The organism is Vibrio sp. B1Z05, from assembly GCF_052955985.1.
Genome location: NZ_CP130463.1, coordinates 1,050,732 through 1,071,260 on the forward strand (window position 1 = coordinate 1,050,732; position 20,529 = coordinate 1,071,260).

17 protein-coding genes are annotated in these 20,529 nt (G+C 43.9%); 12 read left to right on the forward strand and 5 right to left on the reverse strand.

Going from position 1 to position 20,529, the window contains the following annotated elements; all coding sequences use genetic code 11:
- The first annotated feature begins 104 nt into the window (after positions 1 to 104).
- From hinT to QV280_RS04910, 6 genes are all read left to right on the forward strand, one after another.
- Positions 105 to 455, forward strand: a complete 351-nt coding sequence (hinT, locus tag QV280_RS04885) for a purine nucleoside phosphoramidase (protein WP_152821993.1) — start codon at positions 105 to 107, stop codon at positions 453 to 455.
- A 26-nt stretch (positions 456 to 481) separates the two neighbouring features.
- Positions 482 to 1,858 carry a COG3014 family protein gene (locus tag QV280_RS04890; protein WP_172972835.1) on the forward strand — a complete coding sequence of 459 codons (1,377 nt, stop codon included), beginning with the start codon at positions 482 to 484 and terminating at the stop codon, positions 1,856 to 1,858.
- Positions 1,858 to 2,247, forward strand: coding sequence for a YcfL family protein (locus QV280_RS04895; protein ID WP_023404061.1), 390 nt, complete (start codon positions 1,858 to 1,860; stop codon positions 2,245 to 2,247). Before QV280_RS04890 ends, QV280_RS04895 begins: the two co-directional genes overlap by 1 nt.
- Before the next feature lie 9 nt (positions 2,248 to 2,256).
- Positions 2,257 to 2,847 (forward strand): penicillin-binding protein activator LpoB, encoded by a 591-nt coding sequence (lpoB, locus tag QV280_RS04900; protein ID WP_021712989.1) that lies wholly within the window; start codon positions 2,257 to 2,259, stop codon positions 2,845 to 2,847.
- Between the two features lie 240 nt (positions 2,848 to 3,087).
- Entirely contained in the window at positions 3,088 to 3,630 is a 543-nt protein-coding gene (ycfP, locus tag QV280_RS04905) for an alpha/beta hydrolase YcfP (RefSeq protein WP_023404060.1), read from the forward strand.
- 327 nt (positions 3,631 to 3,957) lie between these two features.
- Complete coding sequence (locus tag QV280_RS04910; protein ID WP_023404059.1) at positions 3,958 to 5,247, forward strand: NAD(P)/FAD-dependent oxidoreductase; 1,290 nt, start codon at positions 3,958 to 3,960, stop codon at positions 5,245 to 5,247.
- Positions 5,248 to 5,502: 255 nt separating this feature from the next.
- Here QV280_RS04910 and QV280_RS04915 read toward each other — a convergent pair whose 3' ends face one another.
- Entirely contained in the window at positions 5,503 to 6,435 is a 933-nt protein-coding gene (locus QV280_RS04915) for an IS3 family transposase (protein ID WP_156916982.1), read from the reverse strand.
- Complete coding sequence (locus QV280_RS04920) at positions 6,342 to 6,851, reverse strand: helix-turn-helix domain-containing protein (RefSeq protein ID WP_039971417.1); 510 nt, start codon at positions 6,849 to 6,851, stop codon at positions 6,342 to 6,344. Before QV280_RS04920 ends, QV280_RS04915 begins: the two co-directional genes overlap by 94 nt.
- Before the next feature lie 203 nt (positions 6,852 to 7,054).
- On the opposite strand from QV280_RS04920, the gene QV280_RS04925 reads away from it, so the two are divergent.
- Positions 7,055 to 7,936 (forward strand): amidohydrolase family protein, encoded by an 882-nt coding sequence (locus QV280_RS04925; protein ID WP_152821204.1) that lies wholly within the window; start codon positions 7,055 to 7,057, stop codon positions 7,934 to 7,936.
- 76 nt (positions 7,937 to 8,012) lie between these two features.
- Here QV280_RS04925 and QV280_RS04930 read toward each other — a convergent pair whose 3' ends face one another.
- On the reverse strand, positions 8,013 to 8,795 hold the full coding sequence (locus tag QV280_RS04930; protein WP_023404057.1) for a peptidoglycan binding protein CsiV: 783 nt from the start codon (positions 8,793 to 8,795) through the stop codon (positions 8,013 to 8,015).
- A gap of 164 nt (positions 8,796 to 8,959) precedes the next feature.
- Complete coding sequence (mfd, locus tag QV280_RS04935; protein WP_152821202.1) at positions 8,960 to 12,415, reverse strand: transcription-repair coupling factor; 3,456 nt, start codon at positions 12,413 to 12,415, stop codon at positions 8,960 to 8,962.
- Between the two features lie 228 nt (positions 12,416 to 12,643).
- On the opposite strand from mfd, the gene lolC reads away from it, so the two are divergent.
- From lolC to lolE, 3 genes are read left to right on the forward strand one after another with little or no spacing between them, the layout of a single operon-like run.
- Positions 12,644 to 13,852: a lipoprotein-releasing ABC transporter permease subunit LolC gene (gene lolC / locus QV280_RS04940; protein WP_152821199.1), complete on the forward strand. Its 1,209-nt coding sequence runs from the start codon at positions 12,644 to 12,646 to the stop codon at positions 13,850 to 13,852.
- Positions 13,845 to 14,558: a lipoprotein-releasing ABC transporter ATP-binding protein LolD gene (lolD, locus tag QV280_RS04945; protein ID WP_152821196.1), complete on the forward strand. Its 714-nt coding sequence runs from the start codon at positions 13,845 to 13,847 to the stop codon at positions 14,556 to 14,558. The genes lolC and lolD overlap by 8 nt, the downstream gene beginning before the upstream one ends.
- Positions 14,555 to 15,799 (forward strand): lipoprotein-releasing ABC transporter permease subunit LolE, encoded by a 1,245-nt coding sequence (gene lolE, locus QV280_RS04950; protein WP_367869590.1) that lies wholly within the window; start codon positions 14,555 to 14,557, stop codon positions 15,797 to 15,799. Before lolD ends, lolE begins: the two co-directional genes overlap by 4 nt.
- A gap of 123 nt (positions 15,800 to 15,922) precedes the next feature.
- On the opposite strand, the gene QV280_RS04955 is transcribed toward lolE, so the two are convergent.
- Positions 15,923 to 16,450, reverse strand: coding sequence for a DUF2062 domain-containing protein (locus QV280_RS04955; RefSeq protein ID WP_023404052.1), 528 nt, complete (start codon positions 16,448 to 16,450; stop codon positions 15,923 to 15,925).
- An 8-nt stretch (positions 16,451 to 16,458) separates the two neighbouring features.
- On the opposite strand from QV280_RS04955, the gene QV280_RS04960 reads away from it, so the two are divergent.
- Both QV280_RS04960 and msbA read left to right on the forward strand, forming a co-directional pair.
- A complete protein-coding gene (locus QV280_RS04960; RefSeq protein WP_253912576.1) occupies positions 16,459 to 18,747 on the forward strand; it encodes a DNA internalization-related competence protein ComEC/Rec2 in 2,289 nt (762 codons plus the stop codon).
- A 32-nt stretch (positions 18,748 to 18,779) separates the two neighbouring features.
- Positions 18,780 to 20,528, forward strand: a complete 1,749-nt coding sequence (msbA, locus tag QV280_RS04965; RefSeq protein ID WP_152821194.1) for a lipid A ABC transporter ATP-binding protein/permease MsbA — start codon at positions 18,780 to 18,782, stop codon at positions 20,526 to 20,528.
- Position 20,529: the final 1 nt, after the last annotated feature.

Consider the following 20,529-nt stretch of genomic DNA (forward strand, 5'->3'; position numbering starts at 1 on the left):
TCATTTTTAAAATTACATTCTTTATTTTTAAGCATTTAGAACGTTGCATTTGTGCAGGTCATGATGCAATCTTTAACTATCTATAAAACAGACCAGAGTAAACCATGGCTGAAGAAACTATTTTTAGTAAAATCATACGTCAAGAGATAGAAACGGACCTTGTTTATCAAGATGATCTTGTGACTGCATTTCGCGATATCAACCCTCGTGCTCCATCACATATCCTAATTATTCCAAATCATGTTATCCCTACGGTTAATGATGCTACCGAAGCCGATGAGCGTGCCTTAGGTCGCCTTTTTACTGTAGCGGCTAAACTGGCGAAAGAAGAAGGCATTGCAGAAGACGGCTATCGCTTGATCGTCAATTGTAATTCTTTTGGTGGACAGGAGGTTTACCATATTCATATGCACCTTGTGGGTGGAAAGCCGCTAGGTCCAATGCTGGTCGATTAATGTTATCAGTCAATAAAACGTGCCGTATGGCATTGGTAGTGATGGGCAGTGTGGTGATTACCGCCTGTTCTTCGCTATCTGCAGGTAATCTGTTTAGTACCTATAGCGCACAAAATAAACCTGTTTATCAAGAAGTTAAGCAAGGTAATTACGTCGAAGCTCAGCAAAAGCTACCGGATTATCAAGCGGGCGACATCCTAGATAATATGGAAAAAGGGCGAGTGAACTTCCTTGCCTCGGCTTATCCTGCCAGTAAAACCTCTTTTGAACTCAGTGATAAAGCGGTGCGTAAGTGGCAAGATCAACCGCTTATCTCAGTCAGTGAATCCGCCACCAGTGCGGGAGCGTTAGCGGTAAATGATAATCTCACCGCTTATCAACCGGCTGACTATGAGCTGGGCTTTTTACACCTTTATCTTGGTTTGAACTACATTAAAATTAATAGCTTGGAAGGGGCATTAGTTGAAATGCGCCGTGCTAACCAAGTGCAAGAGCGTGCCCGTAAAGCCAGAGAAGCGGAATTGAAGTCCGCTGAAACTGATATGCGTAAAAGCGGTCTAAGTCCTAACTTAGGTAGCGTATTGTCGCGCTATCCTGATGCAGGAGATAAGTTAAAAGCGGTGCAAAACGGTTATCTACTGTATTTGTCGGCGCTACTTTACGAGACGCAAGGCGATCCTAACAGTGCTTATGTGGATTATCGACGCGCTTTAGCAGTAGCACCCGATAACAAACAAGTTATCGACGGCACTTTGCGCGTGGCAACGTTACTTGGAATGCGTCAAGATTTAGCGTTACTGACTAAACAATATGGTCCTTATAAGCCTTTGCCAAAAGGTGAAGGTCGAGTCATCATTATTGATGAGCGTGGCGTAGTAAAAGCAATGGATGACTGGCAATTGACCATTCCTGTCAATGACAGTCGTGGCGACTTAGCTTTATATTCCGTGTCACTTCCTTATTATCACGACAACGAGGCGCAACGCTTTGGCGCATTGCAACTTGATGGTCGAGGTATCAGTGGTGATGAGCTGGTGGACGTCAATTTGATGGCAAGTAACCAACTGACTGAAAAAATGCCAAGTATTTTATTACGACAAGTTTTACGGGTCGTAACAAAAGATCTGGTGCGCAAAGAGACCACTAAAGGTAATGATGTAGGCAGCATATTGTTTAGTGTGCTGAATACGTTAACGGAACAGGCCGATACCCGCAGTTGGCAGTCGCTTCCTGAAAAGGTCTACAGTTCAGGTGCTACACTTGAGGCAGGCACACACGAATTAGTGGCGGGTTCAAAGGTGTATCCGTTTGATGTTCGAGATGGAGAAACCACTTTAGTATGGCTTTCTAGACAAGGAAGCAGCGTGACAATATGGCATAAACAATTGGGAGCGATAGAATAATGAAAAAACTGGCGTTACTCCTAGTCACACTGGTGGCGATAGCTGGTTGTTCTCAAAATACAGCAGGCTTAGGAATAGACGGTAAAAGCCAAAAAGTGCTTTTTGGTGACAATGTTTTGGGTAGCCGTTTGATCGTTGATGATATTGCAACGGTAGAAAAAGAAGGCCGAACCCGAGGCGTGGTGACGGTAAGTAGCCATTACAAAGGTGATCTACGCATTCAATACCGATTCTATTGGTACGATGACAGTGGGTTGGAAGTGAATGCGAAACCGTCGGCATGGCGACAAGATATTGTGCGCGGGCTTGAAACGAGAACATTCTCAGAAGTTTCAATCAACCCAGAAGGCACCCAATTTAGAGTTCAAATCCGAGAGTCGGACAACTAAGGAAATAAAATGAAAAAAAGTGTAATTGCGTTACTGGGCTTAGCTGTCATTTTAGGTGGCTGTTCAAATAAAGTGAACTATGGTGATGCGCAAGCTGTAGAAACAACAACAGTTGATTTCGGTTCTACGGATCTGCAAAAAATTGCAGCGGAAATGGTAGATAGCATGCTTAGCTCTGGCTCTGTAGGTGCAATCACCCAAAATCAGCGTCCGATTGTTTTTGTTGAGCGTATTAAAAACAAAACCAGTGAGCACATTGATACAGAGTCTATTACCGATTCTGTAAGCACTAAGATGCTAAATTCAGGTAAGTTCCGTTTTGTTGATATGGACCGTGTTGAGTCTGTACGCAAACAACTTAACTTCCAAAACAATGACGAGCTAGTTGACCAAAGCAGCGCGATTCAGTTTGGTAACATGGTCGGCGCGCAATACATGTTGTACGGCAACCTATCTAGCATCGTTAAAGAAGACGGTAGCGACAAAGATGTGTACTACAAAATGACCATGCGTTTAATGGATCTTAAAACGGGCTTACTTGAGTGGGCTGATGAAACAGAGATTCGTAAACAACAGTCTAAAAGTCTGTTAGGACTGTAATTTTAGTCTATAAGTAAAAAGGCCAGTCGTTACTGGCCTTTTTAATAGAATCTAAATACGCTTGGATAACGCTCAACAATTTATTCAATACTTGATGTGGCTCAACAAAAGCTGACTACAAATATTGCCGGAAAACTTCTTATTGCTCAAATACGTGTTAAATTTAAATGAGTAGTAACGATTCTAGGCAGCAACAAAAAGTCTCAACTACTGGCTGCCAGTATTTACAAGGAAAGTTTCATGATTATCTATCTTCACGGCTTTGATTCGACTAGCCCTGGTAACCACGAGAAGGTGATGCAGCTTCAATTCATTGACGAAGACGTGCGTTTTATTAACTACAGCACCTTGCATCCTAAGCACGATATGGCGCATCTTCTAAAAGAAGTTCATAGAGCGATTGAGTGCTCAAATGATCCAAACCCTATTATATGCGGAGTTGGCTTAGGCGGATTTTGGTCTGAACGTATCGGATTTTTATGTGGCATTAAACAAGTGATCTTGAATCCTAATCTTCATCCTGAATTAACGATGCAAGGACGAATCGACCGACCAGAAGAGTACGTTGATATCGCAACTAAATGCGTAGAACAGTACCGCATCAAAAACAAAGATCGCTGCATGGTGATATTGTCTAGAAACGACGATGTGCATGATAATCAAGTCACGGCTGAAACACTTGAAGACTATTACCAAATCGTTTGGGATGAACACGAACCGCATAAATTTAAAAAGATTTCGCAACACTTACAAAGCATTAAAGCATTTAAAAACGCTGAGTAAAGTATTCATATAGCTGAATTTTCAAACAACCCATTTGCTAAAACCTGCCTTGTGCAGGTTTTTTTTCGCCTATATTCCCTCTATCTTTGCAATATCAGCAATTTAATTAAGGTTATTTCGTTATTGCAGGTTGCTCAGTAAGACGATTTGGATATAATGCGGTTAATAAATTGATTTAGATCAAAGAAAAATGAGAAGCGAAGTAAAATCGCTCCAAGAAACTTAGAACGTGGACAGTAAGAGTTTTCGATACTCACTAAATTCTCACAAGATGGCGTAAGCGGTCTTGCAACAAAAAATTTATTATTTGAATCAAGGAGTGTTGAAATGGCACGAATTATTATTGTAGGCGGCGGCGCCGGTGGACTAGAGCTCGCAACTAAAATGGGGCGTAAGTTCAGACGTAACCAGAACCACAGTGTGACATTGGTTGACCGCAAAGCGAGTCACTTATGGAAACCGTTACTGCACGAAGTAGCAACAGGTTCTCTAGACGCAGGTGTAGATGCACTTAGCTATCGCGCACATGCTAAAAACCACGGTTTTGAATTCCAAATGGGTAGCCTGAGCGACATTGATCGTGAACGTAAGGTGATCATTTTAGAAGAGCTAAAAGACGCCGCTGGCGAACTGTTGATCCCACAACGTGAGTTAGAATACGACTACCTAGTAATGGCTATTGGTTCTACTTCAAACGATTTTAATACTCCTGGCGTTCGTGATAACTGTATTTTCCTTGATAGCCCAGAGCAAGCGCACCGTTTCCGTGAAGAGATGAACAACCAGTTTTTAAAACTGCACGCACACTCTGGTGAAGGTCAGGTTGATATCGCAATTGTAGGTGCAGGCGCAACAGGGGTTGAGCTATCTGCTGAACTGCACAATGCCATTAAAGAGCTGCGTAACTACGGTTTTGGTGACCTAGATTCAAGCAAATTGAATGTTAGCCTTGTGGAAGCAGGTGAGCGCATTCTACCGGCTTTACCACCGCGTATTTCACAATCGGCTCATCACGAATTGACTAAGCTTGGCGTTAATGTACGCACCGCGACTATGGTGACTTTAGCCGATGAAACCGGCTTAACAACCAAAGATGGCGAGAAGATCCCAGCACAAATCATGGTGTGGGCGGCTGGCATTAAAGCCCCTGACTTTATCAAAGATATTGCCGGCTTAGAAACCAACCGTATTAATCAGTTGGTGGTTAAAGATACGCTACAAACTACGCGTGATGATCATATCTTCGTGATTGGTGATTTGGCGCAATGCACGCAAAAAGACGGTAAGTTTGTACCGCCTCGCGCACAAGCAGCGCACCAAATGTCGAGCCATGCCTTTAAAAATATTTTGGCGATGATGAACAACAAAGCCTTGTCTGCTTATGAATATAAAGACCACGGCTCTTTGGTTTCGTTAAGTAACTTCTCAACCGTAGGAAGCTTGATGGGTAACCTGACTAAAGGCTCTATGATGGTTGAAGGTCGCATTGCTCGCGTGGTGTATATTTCACTGTACCGCATGCACCAGATGGCGCTACACGGCATGTTTAAAACTGCGTTAATGATGCTAGTCGGCCGCATTAACCGAGCACTACGTCCAAACCTAAAACTGCACTAAGCATCGGCTCGTTTTATTAACATCAGAATCAATGATAGGAGAGGAGCTTTATGCTCCTCTTTTTTATGACATGTTCTTTTTAGCTTATCTCCAAGCCTTAATTTCTGTGATTGATACAATACCAATCGTACTAAATAACTGCTCATTCTAGCTTGTTAAAATACTCGATAACGGCGTTAGAATTTTTGATCGTAGAATAACTACTTATCGAAAAATCCTGCCTTTGAAGTGACCCCTTAAAGTTGGACATTTCTGTTAAGCTGCTTTCAAGGCCTGATTTCGATACTCTATCGGAGTCAGGCCTTTTAATTTCACTTTAATTCGTTTGGTATTGTAGTACTCGATGTATTCGTCAATATGAGCTATCAGATCATCGGCATCTTCAAAGTACTGGTTGTGGTACATTTCTGTTTTCAGCAAGGCAAAGAAATTCTCTGCAACTGCATTATCTAGACAGTTTCCTTTCCGTGACATGCTCTGCGTTAAGCCACTTTCAGATAGTTTTTTCTGATATTTCTTATGCCTATATTGCCACCCTTGATCGCTATGAACGATTGGTTTAGCGTTTTCATCTAAAGTCGCAACCGCATCTGTCAACATGTCAGTTACCAGAGGTAGACGTACATTTTTTGCGACCTTATAAGCCACAACTTCCTGTGTGAACAGATCAACGATGGGTGATAGATAGACTTTCTGCTGTTTAACTTTAAACTCAGTGACATCCGTTACCCACTTCTCATCTGGCTTCGTCGCTTCAAAGTCTCGTTCAAGAACATTAGGGGCCACAGTCCCCACTTCTCCTTTGTAAGAGCTGTACCGTTTTGGTCTGACGGTAGACTTCAAGCCTAGTTGACCCATGAGCCGTTGAACCGTTTTGTGGTTAAGCATAACACCCTGTCTTCGTAGCTCTAAGTGAATACGACGATACCCATACCTGCCTTTATGCTCATGGTAAATTTGCCCTATTAGATCCTTTTCATCTTGATACTGTTCGGTGTCGTTATCTGCCTTAGCATGATAATAGAAAATACTTCTCGCTAATTTTAAGGCATGCAAGAGGTATTTTAGTGGATAACGGCTTTTAAGAGCTAGAGCTACGTTCGCTTTTTCTTTGTTCGGCGATGCTTTTCCTGCTCCAGCTCCTCTAACTTTTTTAGAACAGCATTCTCGGCTCGTAAGTAGGCTAATTCCTCTTTTAGCTCCTCTAGCGTCTTTTCATCATCACTTTTTTGTTTGATAAAAGGGTGCTTACTCATTGGTGGTTGTCCTCTGCTACGTTCAAGCCCCTGAATACCATATTGTTTGTACTGTTTAAGCCAAACGGAGAGTGTTCCAGGGGAGGAAAAATTTAATACCGCACTAGTGTGGTTAATAGACCAGCCATTCGTCCACATTTTTTTTAACGCATGCAACTTGGTTTGAGCATTTTTAGCAAAATCATGAGGCTTAAACGAATCAGAACCATGAATCTCAAACACTTTTCCCCAGTAACGTATTATGGGTGGTGCAATGGAGTAGGTGTGAGAAAGATCGTGAGATGAACACTCACCCAGTAAAAATTGTTTAGCGACCGCACACTTGAATGCTCGGCTATATTTGGACATAAAAAGACCCCCAATAATCGGTGTCCAACTATTGGGGGTCAGTTCACTTGTTCTCGAGCATTTTTCCTGCGCTATTTATGATCATTTACTTAGTGTGATTGATATAAGAATAAAATCAGTAATTTACAGCCAATCGTATAAAATTGAACTATACATATTCGTATAGTTAACGATGGATCTAGCAAACTGGAGTATTCTAAGTAATGACGCATACCATCCCTGCGCAAGTGCCTTATTCAACAGGAAGAAACCTTCCACAATTGTCTATTCCCGCCGGAGCGTGTGATACTCACCATCATATTTTTGATCCAGTAAAGTTTGAGTATCGCAAAAGTGATACCAGCAATATGCCACCTGCAACCGTAGCGTGTTACAGGATGCTAAAAAAGCGTTTTGGCTTTGATAGAAACGTTATCGTGACGCCTTCGGCCTATGGAAGTGACAATCGCTGTACTTTAGATGCGTTGGCTCATATGGGCAGCAGTGCAAGGGCGGTGATTGCGATCAGTAGCTTGCCTAGTCGAGAAGAGTTGCAGTTAATGCATCGACTGGGAGTACGTGGGATTCGTTTTGCGGTGTCCTGTAGTGACGATTTTGAAGAGAATTTTATTCGTCAATGCGCTAAAGCTTTAGCCTTGCTAGGGTGGCATATCTGTTTTTGGATCAAAGCAGATCTTATCGTTCAATTTAAATCTGTGCTAGAAAGCTTGCCGTGCCAAATTGTGTTTGATCATCGTGGGCAACTGCCTGCTGATAATGGCATTTTGCATCCTGCTTTTGAGATAATGAGCGCATTAATGCAACAAGATAGAGCTTGGGTAAAAATCTCTTCCGCATACCAAGACTCAATCATTGGTGCGCCGCACTATAGTGACAATATCGCCATTGGTAAAGCTCTGGTGGAGGCGCGAGCGACCCGCATTTTGTGGGGCTCAGATTGGCCGCATCCGAGTGAATACATCAATAAGCGAGAAATGCCCAATGATGTGAGTATGCTAGATTTATTGGCAGAGCAAGCAACAAACGCGCAATTAGTTGAACAAATATTGGTACAAAACCCCGCTAAGCTCTACGGGTTTGATTGATAGTTTATGGCCTAGAATTAAAAATGGCTTCCTAAACAGGAAGCCATTTTTGCATTATATGAATGGATATCATGGATTATTGCGCGACGCGTCTCACCTGAATAATCATGCCCATTAACGGGTTATCCAAATAGTGGATTTCGCCACTGCGCATACGACGTTTCTGATCCATACGATAGCTTTTCAAGAAGGTCTCTTCGACTTTCTTCGGTGATACTTGTTCCAGATTACCGGCTTGAACATTGGCATCCGCGGTTTCTGTATCCGCTAATACGGAAAAGTTTTCGCTGTCTTTTAATTGCTCCGGTGTTTTTTCAGTAAAGGTGATACTGCGAACACTCGGCGCATGTAAATCAAGTTGCGTCTCTAGGAATAAGTAGTGTTGTACATAAACCTGCAGTTTACCGTCTAGCTCATACAGCGGAGTTTTCATATCCACTCTTGGATGATCGGCATCGATTTGCGAACCATCAGCATTGAAGGTGTTGGCGTAACTTTTACCCGCCTGAACATGAAAGACGGGCGCACTGGCTTTGCCGTGATCGCCTTGACGCCATGCTTTATGAAACAAGACTTCAAATCCGGCGTGACTTTTCAGTACATCACGCTCTTTTAGCAACTTATAGTGATCATAAGAAAGCATTTGTACGCCTTTTTTATGTCTGTAATTGGCATCACTAAAAGGTGCACTACCTTGTAAATCAATTTTAGTCAGCTCATTTGGCCATGATTCTGCGGTTGTTTCTGGATCAATTGAACGCTTGAAAATCAAGACTTCAACATCAAATTCTCTCTTTTGAGCTTGTGCTAAGTTAGGAATCAGCAAAAGCATCATCAATAGAGGAATAATTTTTTTCATTCTGGCTCCATGGCTATCAAAGGCCGTTTATCTTTATGAATACTTAAAGGTTATCGCTGTGAATATGACAAGGTTACTATGAGTAAAACTATCATGAAAGAGCAATATTCCTTAGATTTACGCAGTATAGCAGATATCATTTTAATGCTACTGCAAGTGGTTGTTTATGCGACTCTATTTTTAGCAAACTCTTCTATTAAGTCAGTTACATAAGAGATACGGTCACGGCGGTCAACTAAACTGTGCATGAACTTAATTTTCGTTGGCCCGTCCATGGCAAATTTGTTGGGCTGACTTTGCAGTAGTTTAACCAAGTACATAGGATTAATGTCCGCGTCAGGATAAAACTCAATGAAACCGCCTTTATCATGCGCTTCGACCTTATCGACCTTAATGGCGGCAGCCGCCAGTCTGATTTGTGCTACTTGCAGTAAGTTTTTTGTTGCATCTGGTAGTGGCCCAAAGCGATCGATGAGCTCAACTTTCATTTCGCTTAGCTGACGATCATCACTGACACTGGCGATACGCTTATATAAAGACAAGCGAGTGCTGATATCTGGGATATAATCGTCAGGCAGCAAAGCCGGAAGACGCAGTTCGACTTCGGTTTGTTCGCGCAGAAGATCATCAAGAGAAGGCTCTTTGCCTTCTTTTAGTGCCTCAACAGCTTGCTCCAGCATTTCCATGTATAAGGTGAAACCTATGGTATGGATTTGACCGCTTTGTTCATCACCCAGCAATTCACCGGCGCCGCGAATTTCCAGATCGTGCGTGGCTAAGGTAAAGCCTGCTCCCAAATCTTCAAGTGAGGCAATCGCTTCAAGGCGTTTGGCCGCATCTTTAGAAATGGCTTTCGGATGAGGCGTGAGTAAATAAGCATAAGCTTGATGGTGCGAGCGACCCACACGACCACGCAACTGGTGAAGCTGGGCTAAACCAAGATTATCAGCGCGGTTCATAATGATGGTATTGGCAGTGGGTACGTCAATGCCCGTTTCAATAATGGTGGTACACACTAGCAGGTTAAAGCGTTGGTGATAGAAATCATTCATCACTGCTTCCAGTTCACGTTCACGCATTTGTCCGTGAGCGGTGGTGATACGTGCTTCTGGGACTAATTTAGCCAAATCTTCGGCCACTTTGTGTATGGTATCGACTTGGTTATGTAGGAAGTACACCTGACCACCACGCATGATTTCACGTAAAATCGCTTCACGCACAATGGCATCATCACTTTGACGGACAAAGGTTTTTATCGCCAGTCGTCTAGCCGGTGGCGTCGCAATGATGGATAAATCGCGCATGCCACTCATTGCCATATTTAGCGTACGTGGGATTGGCGTTGCAGTCAGAGTCAAAATATCAACATCAGCACGCATCGCTTTCATCTTCTCTTTTTGTCTTACGCCAAATCTGTGCTCTTCATCGACAATTAACAAACCTAAATCGGCAAACTTAATGTCGTCTTGCAGCAGTTTATGCGTGCCGACAATAATATCGACTTTGCCATCGGCAACATCCGCCAAAATCTGTTTTTGCTCTTTGGCACTTTTAAAGCGTGAGAGCACTTCAACGCGAATGGGTAGATTGGCAAAACGGTCTCTAAAGTTTTCAAAATGCTGCTGCGCAAGAAGGGTAGTCGGCACTAACACCGCCACTTGTTTGGCATTATCGGTACAAACGAAGGCGGCGCGTAATGCCACTTCGGTTTTACCAAAACCTACGTCACCACACACCAAGCGGTCCATGGCTTTGGCTTGACACATGTCAGAGAGCACCGCATTGATGGCTTGGTTTTGATCATCGGTCTCTTCAAATGGGAAGCCGGCTTTAAATTGTGCGTACTGCTCGCGGTCGAGCTTAAATTTATGACCGGGCTTAATTTCACGCTTGGCATACACATCGAGCAATTCAGCGGCCACATCGCGCACTTTCTCAGCCGCTTTACGGCGAGCTTTAGTCCATGACTCACTGCCTAATTTATGCAGTGGCGCGCTTTCTTCAGCGCCGCCTGAGTAACGGCTAATGAGGTTAAGCGAAGACACCGGCACATATAGCTTGGACTCATTGAGGTATTCAAGGGTCACGTATTCTGTGGTGATGCCGCCCGCTTCAAGTGTTTGCAACCCTAAGTAACGGCCGATGCCGTGATCTAAATGCACGACAGGTTGCCCAGGTTTAAGCTCGGCTAGGTGGCGAATAACGGTATCGCTGTTGACGGCTCGTTTGTCTTTTTTGCGTCGCTGTATAACGCGATCGCCAAGTAGGTCGCTTTCACACACTAAAGCAAAATCGGGCGCATGGTGGATAAAGCCGTGCTCTGATGAGCCTAAGATGAGGTTGAACTTATCTTTACTGGCGAGAGCTTGGTCTAAATTTGCTACCGCTTTGGGTAATATTTTAACGGGCGCTAATAATTCGATTAATGCTTCGCGGCGACCTTCAGATTCAACCGAGAATACCACTTTACCTGCGTAATTTTCGCTAAATTGTCGCAAGGCCGACATCGGCTCTTTGGTTTGTGGAGCCGCCGCTAGTGCTGGCAGTGCCTCAATGTGTAAATTGACTCGGCCTGCCTTTTCGTCAATGGTCTCTTTATTCAGTTTAACTTGCGGCCATTGCTTGATGGAGGCGAACAGTTCGTCTTTTTTCATCCACAATTCGGCAGGTTCAAGTAGCGGGCGCAAAGGGTCAATTTTGCGCTGATCGTAGCGATAATCCACATCAGTAAGGAAGGTATCAATAGCCGACTCAATATCACCGACTGATAACAGCAGTGCGTGCTGTGGCAGATAATCAAATAAGGTTTCGGTATGATCAAAGAACAGCGGCTGCCAATATTCTATGCCGGCAGGCCAAGTGCCTTTAGAGACCTGCATATAAACAGATTCTGGCTCGCGACGCGCATCAAATTTTTGTCTCCAGCGGATACGAAAATCTTCAATGGCTTCGTTATCGGTTGGGAATTCATGCGCAGGTAGCAGCCTGATCTCGTTCACATCAGAGATAGAACGCTGATTTTCAGGATCAAAAGTGCGTATGGTGTCTATTTCGTCATCGAAAAAGTCCACGCGGAATGGGTCACTGCTGCCCATAGGGAATAAATCTAAAATAGAACCGCGACTGGCGTACTCACCCGGCCCAAAAACTTGGTCAACGTTGCGATAGCCGGATTTTTCTAGCTGTAATCTGAGTTTATCTAATGAGAACAAATCACCGGTTTTCACCATCAAGGTATGTTGCAGTAAAAACTCTCGCGGAGATTGTCTTTGCAATAGCGTGCTGATTGGCACAATCACAATACCTTGGCTTAACGTTGGCAGTTGATACAAGGTTGCAATGCGATCAGAGATAATATCTTGGTGCGGAGAAAAGTTGTCGTAGGGTAAGGTTTCCCAATCTGGAAATACCGAGATAGGAACCGGGCTAAATTGCTCTAGTTCCATTTGTAGCTTTATTGCTGTTTGCGGATCACTGACGATTAATAGTATCGGATTTTGATGCTGTTTGGCGAGTTGCGCCACAGCAATAGACAGTGATGCACCTTGTAGGTTACCTAGCTGTTTTCTATCGCCCGAAGTGGACGCTATAGGTAAAGCAAAAAGCGAGTGGTTATCCATAAGACTGTGAGATTCCAAGATAAAATGATCTGCGTAGTAATGTACCTGATTATCGTAAACCCTAGGGCGTTTATCTATTAATAACTGATGAAAAAAGGCGGAATTGTGGTGTGATTGGTCAATTATTGACGTTTTGTGAATGATTCTGCTTAAAAATAGAATCAAACACTACTCGAAGCCTTAATTAGTGGTTACATTAATGGCACTGTAATTATTATTCGGTTGGTTATGTTTCGACCCATTTCACTTTATGTTGGTTTGCGTTATTTAAGAGGACGCTCAGGAGATCGATTTAGTCGGTTTGTGTCCTATATGTCGACCGCAGGTATTACTATCGGCGTATTATCTTTGATCACTGTATTGTCGGTGATGAATGGTTTTGAAGGGCAGTTAAAAGGGCGCATTTTAGGCGTGCTTCCTCAAGCTATTGTCAGTGACGTATCCGGTAAAACCGTGCGCACTGAGCATCCTCCCGAGTTTATTGCCAATTTACCACACCTAGTTAAAAGTGTGCCTGTGGTGTCTAGCGAAGCGGTATTGCAAAGCCCTGATCATCTTGCCGCTGGGCAGTTGGTTGGCATTGAAGGTAGCCGTGATGAACCGCTGCGCCAGTTTATGTTGTCGGGCAGTGTCGACTCCCTTGAACAAGGGAAATATCACTTATTGATTGGGCACTCTTTAGCACGCACTCTGCAAGTGAAAAAGGGTGACAAAGTACGTTTGATGGTCACCAGCACCAGCCAATATTCACCGATAGGCCGCATTCCTAGTCAACGAAACTTTACCGTATCGGGCATTTTCAATACCGGCTCAGATGTGGATGGTCAGCTAATGGTGGCCAATATTGATGATGCGGGACGTTTACTAAAAATGAACAGTAAGCAGATGAGTGGTTGGCGTCTGTATTTGGACGATCCTTTTGCGGTGAGTCAGCTCGCGACTATGCCATTGGATGAGGGTTGGACATGGCAAGATTGGCGAGCTCAACGAGGCGAGCTATTTCAAGCGGTCAAAATGGAAAAAAGCATGATGGGCTTAATGTTAGGGCTTATTGTGGGTGTAGCTGCCTTTAATATTATTTCGGCGCTGATCATGGTCGTGATGGAAAAACAAGCTGAAGTGGCTATTTTGAAAACTCAAGGTATGACCAAGCAGCAAGTCATGGGCATTTTTGTGGTGCAAGGAGCAAGCAGTGGCGTTGTCGGCGCGGTGTTTGGCGGGATACTTGGCGTAGTTTTGGCCAGTAATTTAAACAGTATTTTGCAAGCGCTTGGCGTGTCTTTGTATACCTATGGCGGACAATTGCCAATTTTAATTGAATATCAACAAGTACTATTAGTGGTGGGCCTAGCGGTTTGCTTGAGCGTCGTTGCTACCCTTTATCCTTCCTACCGAGCTGCATCGGTTAAACCCGCTGAGGCGTTAAGATATGAGTAATTTATTAGAGTGTCACAATTTATTAGAGTGCCACAATGTACAAAAAACCTACCTTGAAGGGAATGTTGATACTCAAGTTCTGCGTGGAGTGAGTTTTACCATTGCCCACAACGAATTGGTCTCTATTGTTGGCAGTTCAGGCTCAGGTAAAAGTACCTTGCTGCATATTTTAGGTGCGTTGGATGATGCCACCGTTGGTGATGTGCATTTTAACGGTCAAGATTTAGGGAAATTAAGCAGTAATCAACAAGCCAAATTGCGTAATCAACATCTTGGTTTTGTGTATCAGTTCCACCATTTGTTAGCGGATTTCTCGGCGCTAGAAAATGTGGCAATGCCTCTGCTAATTGGTGGTGAAAAGCCACATAAAGCCAAGCAAGCGGCGCGTGAGTTGTTAACCCGAGTCGGTTTAGAACACCGCCTTGAACATCGACCATCAGAGCTCTCTGGTGGCGAAAGACAAAGGGTGGCTATAGCCAGAGCGTTAGTGAATAAGCCATCGCTAGTGCTTGCTGATGAACCCACTGGCAACCTTGATCACACTACCGCGTTAGGCATCTATGACTTAATGCGTGAGCTTAATCAGAAATCAGGCACTGCGTTTCTGGTGGTCACTCACGACAGTGAATTAGCTGAGAAAATGGACAGACAAATGCACATGAAAGATGGGCTGTTGGTGCAAGTAAATGAAGAGGTTGTCGAGTGATTAACTCTCTATCGCTTTTTATTGGTGGTCGTTTTAGTCGCGCTAAGCAGCGTAATAAGATGGTTTCCTTTATCTCTTTGTCTTCCACGCTAGGCATCATGGTTGGCGTCGCGGTGATTATTATTGGCTTATCGGCGATGAATGGTTTTGAGCGTGAGTTAGAAAATCGCGTTTTGTCTGTGGTCCCACATGGCGATTTCACCTCGGTGAATAAACCGTTAGCCGATTGGCCGCAATTAGTGCAGCTGATTGAGAATCAGCCACAAGCGCAAGCCGCTGCCCCTTTTGTCACTTTTACTGCTCTTGCTGAGAAAGGTAAGCATTTAAAAGCGCTACAGGTGAGAGGCGTTGACCCGAAACTTGAAAGCCAAGTGACCAAATTATCACAATTTATACAAGGTGATGCGTGGCAACATTTTACGGCTGGATCAAATCAGGTAATACTCGGACAGGGCATTGCTAAGCAATTGGGCGTGGCTGTGGGTGATGGTATCTCGTTAATGATTCCAGTCGCGGCAAAAAATGGTCGCACTCAAGCACCTAAGCGAGTTCGATTAAAGGTGAGCGGTATTTTTGCCTTAGGTGGACAGCTTGATCATGGATTGGCGTTGATTCCGCTTCAAGATGCGCAGTCGTATTTGGCGATGGGTGATAGCGTAACGGGCATTTCGGTGAAAACCACCGATGTGTTTAATGCGTCAAATTTGATGCGCTCGATTGGTAATCGCTTACCTGTGTACGTGTATATCAATAGCTGGAAACAAGAGTTTGGCTTTATTTACCGTGATATTCAGATGGTGCGCACCATTATGTACTTGGTGATGGTACTGGTGATTGGTGTAGCCTGTTTTAATATCGTCTCTACGCTAATGATGGCAGTAAAAGATCGCGCCGCAGAGGTGGCTATTTTGCGCACTATGGGCGCGCAAGACTCGCTGATTAAAGCCATATTTATGTGGCAGGGCGTGTTATCTGGAGTACTAGGTTCATTGGCAGGGAGTGCGTTGGGTTTACTAGTGGCGTTAAATCTGACTTCAATTGTACAGTTAATCGAGCGTATTATTGGGCATAAGTTCTTGTCTGGGGATGTGTATTTTGTGAACTTTTTGCCTTCGCAGGTAAACCCTATGGATGTATTGCTAGTATCAGGCACCGCAATTATATTGAGTTTATTAGCTACATGGTATCCTGCTAGCAAGGCAAGTCAGCTGAATCCGGCTAGCGTCTTGAGTGCAAAATAGCGGTTATAAGTCATGCTGATGTGTGTTTGAAGCGAAATCTGGTATGAATAAAGAATTAAAAAAGCGTTGCTGAGTAAGCAACGCTTTTTTTATGTCTATTTTTTAACAGTGAGTCTGTTTTGATTATTTAGCAAAAAGATTCAGCTTTAACTTTCTTTTTTGCCAACTGCGAACCACAGAGTATCGCCATAGGGCACGAATACCAAAGTAACCGGTAATAGAAAGTACGACAGAACAAATCGCGCAACCTAATAAAAATGGAGGACCTATGGTCGACATTTGTGAGATTAGGTAGTCCCATGACAGTTCGAAGTGGAACGATTGGGTGGGCAATTGCATGACCCATGCCCCTAATTTATATGCCAGATAAAACATAATTGGCATGGTAATTGGGTTACTGATCCACACTAATGCGACAGATAACGGAAGGTTCACTCCAAATGCGATGGCCAATCCTGCAGCCATAATCATTTGGCTTGGAAGTGGTACAAAGCACATGAATAGCCCCACAGCAAATGCACCAGATGCTGAGCGGCGATTCAAAACCCACAAGTTAGGGTTATAGAGAACATTTCCAAATATCCTAAGCGCTTTTTGACGTTTAATCAGTTCATGGTCTGGCATGAAGCGTTGAATAAATTTTCTAGGCATAAGGGAAAATGGCTCTCTTACTAGGTAACTGGAATCTAATTTCATTTTCAGCGACGATTGTCGCGGCAATGCACTGGCACACTCTTTATGAGTTAGCTTGGCTTGTTCCAATACTTGCAACGATATTGCTCTGTTGCCGAGTCAAAATGTACAGAGGAGCTCTGGGCATTTTGTTGGCATCAGTGATTAGTCTAGTACAGAGTTATGCTTTTGTACGAGACGCCAATACGTTGTTCGATTGTACTGAGAATCTTACCATAGATATTCAGATAGACAGCACGCTTAGATCAAATCTTTATTTTGCAAATTCAGTAGTTAACATATTAAAAATTTATGCATGTGATACGGATTTTAGCGGAAAAGTGCTGTTAAAAGTGCCCGTTGAACAGGCCTCACAAATGCAACTTGGTGAGATATGGCGGGTATCTGTCGACATCAAGCCGATACATGGGGTATTAAACGAAGCGGGCTTTGATGCGCAGCGATATTATTTTTCGCAGCGAGTGTTAGCGCAAGCCAAAGTCACTAAGGTGTTACAACGGATTTCAGCACCTGATCTTAGAGGGAAATGGTTTGCCGATATTTACCGACAAACCTTGGATTTTAAGTCACAACCTTTAATGTTGGCTTTGCTGTTTGGTGAGCGTTCACTTATCGATAAACAGCAGTGGCATAACTTAAAGCAGACAGGACTTGCTCATCTGATTGCGATTTCGGGATTGCATATTGGGCTTGCGTATATGGTGGGCTGGTGGCTTGGGCATATCTTGCGTATTGGCATGCCTAAATTGATATGGCTACCGTTATTTAGCGCAGTGGCAGTGGCGTGTTTTTATGCTTGGCTCGCAGGATTTAGCTTGCCTACCCAGCGCGCTTTTATTATGTGTGTGATTGCGTCCTTGATGCTTTTGCTTGGCATACGCATAAGTCGTTGGCGGGTATTGTGGCTGACGCTAGCAATTGTGTTGATGATCTCTCCAATGTCAGCGGTGTCGAGTAGTTTGTGGTTAAGTGTTGGTGCGGTTGCGCTCATTTTACTTGCTCTTGATCATATAGCGCCAGCAAATGAGGCATCGCTTGATGGGCAAAATAAAGAGACAAATACCCAGCGTAAGTTCGGTATCTGGCTGCGGGTACAGCTATATTTGAGTTTAGGTCTTGCGCCGATTTCTGCGCTGGCGTTAGGCGGCGTAGCTTGGTTATCCTTTTTATTTAATGCGGTCGCCATACCTTTAGTTTCTTTTTATGTTGTGCCTTTATTGCTAGCCGGCATTATTGGCAATGCGTTTTCAATCTGGCTTGGCTCTGCGTTATTTGCTTTGGCGGATAAAGGGCTTAACCTTTTACAATATTGGGTCTTGCTGGCTCAGCCGTATTCATTGCTATGGGTTCAAGCCTCTAGCGTACAAATTCTATGTATGTTGACGCTCTTTAGTGGCGCGTGTTTAAGAGGCGCGCTGAGAAGTTTGGCTTTGTGCATTGTGCTGGGGGTTATGGCGGTTAATTACGCTCCTTTCATGCCGTCTATGAATAAACCTCACTGGCAAGTGGACGTATTAGACGTTGGGCATGGGCTTGCCATATTAATTGAATCGGATGGGCGAGCGTTACTTTACGATACCGGAAGTGGCTGGGAAGAGGGCAGCATTGCGGAGTCTATTATTACACCGATTTTGATGCGTCGCGGCGTCAGTTTAGATGCGCTATTTATCAGTCATTGGGATAACGATCATCAAGGGGGTATGGAAGATATTATCCAGCAGTTTTCACCCCCGTTGATATTTAGCCCGCAACGCGATGGTCGCGCAATGCCTTGCGTACGTGGGCAGTTTTGGTGGTGGCAAGGTTTAAGTTTTGCCATGGTGTGGCCGCCAAAGTCGGTTTCTCGGGCATTTAATCCTCATTCTTGTGTGATTCGTGTATCTGATGGGCAACATTCACTGCTATTAACTGGGGATATCGACGCGGTTGCGGAATATCATTTAGCATACTCAGATTTACAATCTGAGGTGATGATAGTGCCTCATCATGGCAGCAATACCTCGTCAACCACGTCATTTATTGAGCAGGTTGGCGCAGATATCGCCATAGTATCGGTTGCTAAGCAAGGTCGCTGGTCACTTCCTAGTCAAAAAGTGGTCGATAGATATAAACGTTTCGCGACTAAGTGGTTTGAAACTGGGACTCATGGGCAGGTCACTGTGCAATTTTTGAGTGAAAAAGTACAGGTTAGTACAATACGTCACCGACAAACTGATGCTTGGTATAGGCAGATTTTGCGGAACAGAGTAGAATAGTAATTAACTGAATAAAAAATAAAGCAATTCTTATGACACAACTTGATGACGAGTCGACATGGAAAACCTTTAAACGACTGTGGAAGTACGTTCGTTTATATAAACTAGGGCTCGTGGTTGCTGCGATAGCACTTATTGTGAATGCGGCGGCTGACACCTATATGATCTCTTTATTGAAGCCACTACTTGATGAAGGCTTTGGTGATATTGAGTCAAATTTCTTAAAAATCCTGCCATTTATTATTTTCGGCATGATTATTATCCGAGGCCTATCTGGCTTTGTTTCTACCTATTGTTTGAGTTGGGTATCCGGCAACGTTGTCATGCTAATGAGACGCGCTATATTCAATCACTTCATGCACATGCCCGTGCCATTTTTTGACCGTGAATCTACCGGTGGCTTATTGTCTCGTATTACTTACGACAGTGAGCAAGTGGCAGCTGCAACCAGTAAAGCTTTGGTGAGCCTAGTACGTGAAGGCGCCAGCATTATTGGCTTGCTGGTTCTGATGTTTTGGAACAGCTGGCAGTTGTCTTTGGTTTTATTGGTAGTGGCACCGCTAGTGGCGTTTGCTATTCGTGTGGTATCGAAGCGTTTTCGTAAAATCAGTAAAAATATGCAAACCGCGATGGGGAGTGTAACTTCATCAGCGGAGCAAATGCTCAAAGGGCACAAGGTTGTTCTAAGCTACGGCGGTCAAAAGATAGAAGAAGAACGTTTTGACCAAGTCAGCAATAAAATGCGTCAACAATCGATGAAAATGGTGACTGCGCAAGCAGCAGCTAACCCTATCGTGCAGTTGATTGCCTCTTTTGCATTGGTGACGGTGTTATACCTAGCCAGTTTTGATCAAGTACGAGCAGACCTTACTCCAGGTGCCTTTACGGTTATCTTTACCGCCATGTTTGGCATGATGAGACCGCTTAAATCTTTGACCAATGTGACTTCTGAATTCCAAAGAGGTATGGCGGCGGCACAAACGCTATTCTCATTGATGGATTTAAAAACCGAACAAGATACCGGTAGCATTGAGATTGAACGAGCTAACGGTCTGGTTGAAGTAAAAGACGTAACCTTTAGCTATCAAGGAAAAGAAAAAGCCGCCTTGTCGCATGTCAGTTTTACCATTCCGCAAGGTAAAACCGTCGCCTTGGTTGGGCGGTCGGGCTCAGGTAAGAGTACCATTGCCAACCTGTTTACCCGTTTTTATGAGGTAGATGATGGTGAGATTTGTTTAGATGGCGAGAACATCAATCAGTATAAACTGACTAATCTACGTGAGCAGTTTGGTTTGGTTTCGCAAAATGTGCATCTATTTAACGACACCATAGCTAATAATATTGCTTACGCCGCTGAGGGTGAATATACCCGAGAGCAAATTGAGCACGCTGCTAAGTTGGCGCACGCATTAGAGTTTACCAAGAACATGCCAGATGGTTTAGATACTATGATTGGCGAAAACGGTGCTAGCCTGTCTGGCGGTCAACGCCAACGTGTGGCTATTGCTCGTGCACTGCTACGCGATGCGCCTGTACTTATCTTGGATGAGGCGACTTCGGCGTTAGATACTGAGTCTGAACGAGCAATTCAATCAGCCCTAGATGAGCTACAAAAAGATAAAACGGTACTGGTCATTGCCCACAGACTGTCCACCATTGAAAACGCAGATGAAATTCTAGTTGTCGACGATGGTGAAATTATTGAACGTGGTACACATGCCGAGCTACTTGCTCTGGGTGAAGCGTACGCACAACTTCATAAAATCCAGTTTGGTGACTAGA